This window comes from Sulfuricurvum sp. (genome assembly GCF_022759005.1).
In the GTDB taxonomy this organism is placed as follows: Bacteria; Campylobacterota; Campylobacteria; order Campylobacterales; family Sulfurimonadaceae; genus Sulfuricurvum.
This window is the reverse complement of record NZ_JAEMQA010000016.1, coordinates 1-3,972: the sequence shown is the minus strand read 5'-3', so window position 1 is coordinate 3,972 and position 3,972 is coordinate 1. Positions and strand designations below refer to the sequence as shown.

At 35.6% G+C, this 3,972-nt stretch carries 2 protein-coding genes; both read left to right on the top strand.

All coding sequences use genetic code 11. The features are described from left to right. Positions 1–1,785 (top strand): hypothetical protein (locus tag JHC35_RS00910; RefSeq protein WP_295041498.1); only part of this gene is annotated, 1,785 nt, incomplete at its 5' end. Continuing rightward, positions 1,782–3,890, top strand: coding sequence for a hypothetical protein (locus tag JHC35_RS00905; protein ID WP_295041497.1), 2,109 nt, complete (start codon positions 1,782–1,784; stop codon positions 3,888–3,890). The genes JHC35_RS00910 and JHC35_RS00905, both read left to right, overlap by 4 nt. Positions 3,891–3,972: the final 82 nt, after the last annotated feature.

Sequence of the window (3,972 nt, the reverse complement as noted above, 5' to 3'; positions counted from 1 at the left end):
GAATGGCACTTTAGAACGAGCCGAAAAACACAAGCCGGAAAAACGAGACAGAAAGGGGTTAATAATAACCTTCGCTATTATATGTTGAGTTACCGTGATAATCACGAAAAAATGCGTGGATTGGTCTACAAAGACAAACCTTCTCATGGATCTGGCGGAAAGAGATCCAAACAAATATCACAATATACCGTTGTAGAACCATTTAACAAATCTTTATCGATTAATCTAGATATTCTGGTTGAACCTTCTATGCGTGAAGAAGCAGTAGAACAAAAAAACTTTGAAACAAAACGAACAAGGGCTTACCCTGATCCTGCGTTGGGAGAGCGGGATACGATCCCAAACGCTGCACAGCAGCGCAACAGAAACAAAGCATTTTCAGCAAAGATTACTAAACGGTCACTATTGCTAAAGAGTGACTACGAAGTACCTCCAAAAGAGCATTTAAAAGAGTTCATCAAATATGTATTTAGCAAAAAAATGAATGACGTATTTAACAAGGAAGATTTTTTCAGATCCGTATTTTTAACTTCACTCATTACTGGTTATGATTACCATAGAATCGTTACGGGTATTTTTTTACAAAACAACAATATCGCTGAATATAAGGATAAAACGAACGAAATCGAAATAATGATCGATCCTAAGCTCTTTTCGAAAGAAACAGAATCAAAATTATTAGTTAATGGAAAAAAGCAAATTTTCTACAGACTTCCATATTTGTATGGTATGTTGTGGTCAAAACAAAAAAGCCAGATACTTGCTTTGGATGAAGAAGAAATAACACAACTGACAAGCCAGAAATGGGCAAATGAATATATCGGTTTTATGGTATCGCTTCAAAAGACATTCCCTAAAAAAATAAAAATCAATTTCAAGCATATTTGGAGAGTCATTGCGACATACAGACGTGAACAATCCATTGAAGATATGAGTGTATTGTTTTGCGTAGGAAAATACCAAAGCTGCGATGAATCAAGACTTGCCTATGCATCCACGCTTAAAAAATCAGAAACATTTTCAGAGATGATGGAAAAAATGTATATTGATTTGGACCTACATGAAAGTGTCTGCAAGTTAATGGGGATATCACCGGAATTGTTCAGACCAGCGCTCTCAATTACAGTAAAACCTGAATATTCGGGTAGCAGCAGGGTTCTTGATATTAAAGAATCGAATCGGTTCTTTGGCGAGATGAATAGGCTTGTAAGATTACAAAATAGCCCTGTAGCCGAATTTAATATATTTTCGATTGCATTACGTTTTGCGCTATCTATCACTTTGGGAACGAGAACGTTTTCCAAATCTGATTCATTTGAATATATGTCAATGCACACTATCAGAATCAGCGAAAAAGCTGAAACCATTTCTACAGGCACACGAATTATTCCCGTATGTGATAGTACTGAAAACTTGATCGAGCGTTATCGCAAAATGGCATGCGATCTCGGATTTGAAGTGACACAGGTGATGCTGAACGTTGATGGGAAACTTGAACCATACAGCAATAAAAAAGCTCTTTATTTTTTGAACAGTTATGGAGCTTCTGAATATCTTCAGCAGTTTGTAACTCAAGTACCTTTAAATACCGGCAGACACATAATCACCAAGTATGCTATCGAGCATAATTTCAATAGTTTCTATCTAGAAGCTCTTCTTGGACACTACATAAGCGGTGGAGAACAAGAAGGGATATTTTCAACCATGAACCTTCGTGAATATATCAGTTCAACTAGGGAAATGCTGCAACATATCGCCCATATCTATGGAGTAGTTAAATTATGAATACATCTAATAGTTTTTCAAAAGCATATGATTCTCTAAGATCCAAAATAGCGAAACACGCTTCCATTAGTGGGCAATTTAAAAACTTGTTGCTTATGGCATTGAAGAGTGAGCAGGAAACCGTCAAAATAGTTTCTGGCCAATTCAAACTTGATATCCATTTTTTAAAAGTGTTCATAGATCTCGCCAATCAGCAATTGAAACCAAAGTCAGATGCGGAACATACCAAATATGACAAAATGCTTTACCGTGAATTCAAGCGTCTTAAGAAGTTTGAATTGATCCATAAATTATCGGTATCTTTTTTGCCCAGAAATCTTGTATTGGTATCAATCAATCAAGATCATAATGCACTTCTCTCCAAATCCTATTCAAAATTGGACAAGATTGATAAGGCTATTACAGCTTATGAAACTCATTGCAAAATTAAACGTGAAGATTCGAATATTTTACAGCAGATATATGGTTATTTGCGGCTGTTTCACATCATACCCTTCACATCATCGGTCTTAGAAAAAATATGTTGGAAAGATCTTATTTTCACTCCAGTCGGAATGGTAGTTTTAGTGATATATGAAGAGAGTTTTTTAGCTTCTGGAGTTGGAACAAAAGGCCCTAAGCCCTATAAAACCATTTTGATGGATGAATTTGTATCAGGGCTTTTTGAAAAGGTGCGCTTTAGTATTAGCAATGCTGACGAAGCGGTTTTCCAAAATATTGATAACTATGAAAAAAATATGAATGCAAACAGGTCTAAATCTTCTATTCAGGATATTAGCATCGGTGAACTTCGACAGCTTACCAAAATCCGCTATATGTATTTAAATTCACCGCTTGCTTTAACTCTTCGTACAGGAACGGTAACATCTGTGCAGTTGTCGTTAGCAGACATCCAAGCGATGTTTCCTGGAACGGTGTCTCATGAACTGATGACAGATGAAGTCAAGCGAATCCAGCTTGCCTTAGCAAAACCGACTCCACTTGACCCAGACGATGAAATGGATTGGCAAGTCATTACGTTTGATATTTACGAGCTGGATGATCTCATTGCGCTATTAAGACATAAAGACAATATGCCTCCAAGAGAGCTTATCGAAAATGCTTTGTTTGAACTGCGTAAAGCATTAAAATTTAGCACTTCACCGCATTTGGAAATGATTTATGAATATTTGATTTATATAATCGATTTGACACAGAAAAGACGCATACGCTTTTCTACGGCCAAGAATTATATTTGGTTGTTGAATAAACATTTATTTGGAATGATTGAAGATTTTTATGCGATAAAAGAACATGAAGTTTTTAGAATTAGCAATCGGCTTGATAAGCAAGAATACAAAAGTACATCAGTAAAGAGGATAAAGGCACAGATCAACCGTTTTTTCAAATATTATTCTAAAAAGGGCATCACGATTGATGTAGCTGGTTCTTTTTATCCAAAATCAATGGTATTTAAAAATGAAATTGATGGCATCATTGACGAGATTGAGGAAAAGTACAAACCCTGGAAAAACATTCAAAAAATTGGGAAGCAACACAAACTGTATCTGAGCCAATTGAAGGTAATAGCGTTGCTTGGATTTTATTGTGGAGTCCGTTTGAAGGAAGTATCAACATTGCTATTAAAAGACATTTATCTTTACGGAAACAGTCTGCATTTGGATATCAACAGCAAAGGAATCAAAAAGACAGGATTTAAATTGAAAACAATCAGTACAAAAAGAAGGATTGATGTTACTATTGAAAATCCACAGCATTTAAAGATTATTACTGAATTTTTAGAGATGAGATCAAAGCTGGATAAAAAATCGAATTTTCTTTTTCTTGAACTTTCCGAGTATAACGGTTTTTTGAACAAATCGATCAATGCAAGCAGTTTTGAGTATATTAATGAGATAATCCAATCTGTAACAAAACGCTATTGTACGTATCATTCTCTGCGCCACTCATTTGCGACATACCAATGTCAACGTTTTTTCCCAAAAGGAAGTTCTTATCCGTATGAACTTTTAGAACTCTCTGATAAGATAGGGCACCGAACACCTGATACTACAGTTCAATCATATGTACATGGTTTGGTGTTGTTTTTGGCTGTAAACAAGTAATGATCACTGGTTTATTTTAGCTTCTAAAGATTGTAAGATCGTGATGATTTCATCCAGTGAAGGGTAGCTCCCAAAAATCATC

Coding starts and splice junctions, on each gene's coding strand:
- JHC35_RS00905 (WP_295041497.1), top strand. CDS start 1,782: ATGAATACATCTAATAGTTTTTCAAAAGCATATGATTCTCTAAGATCC.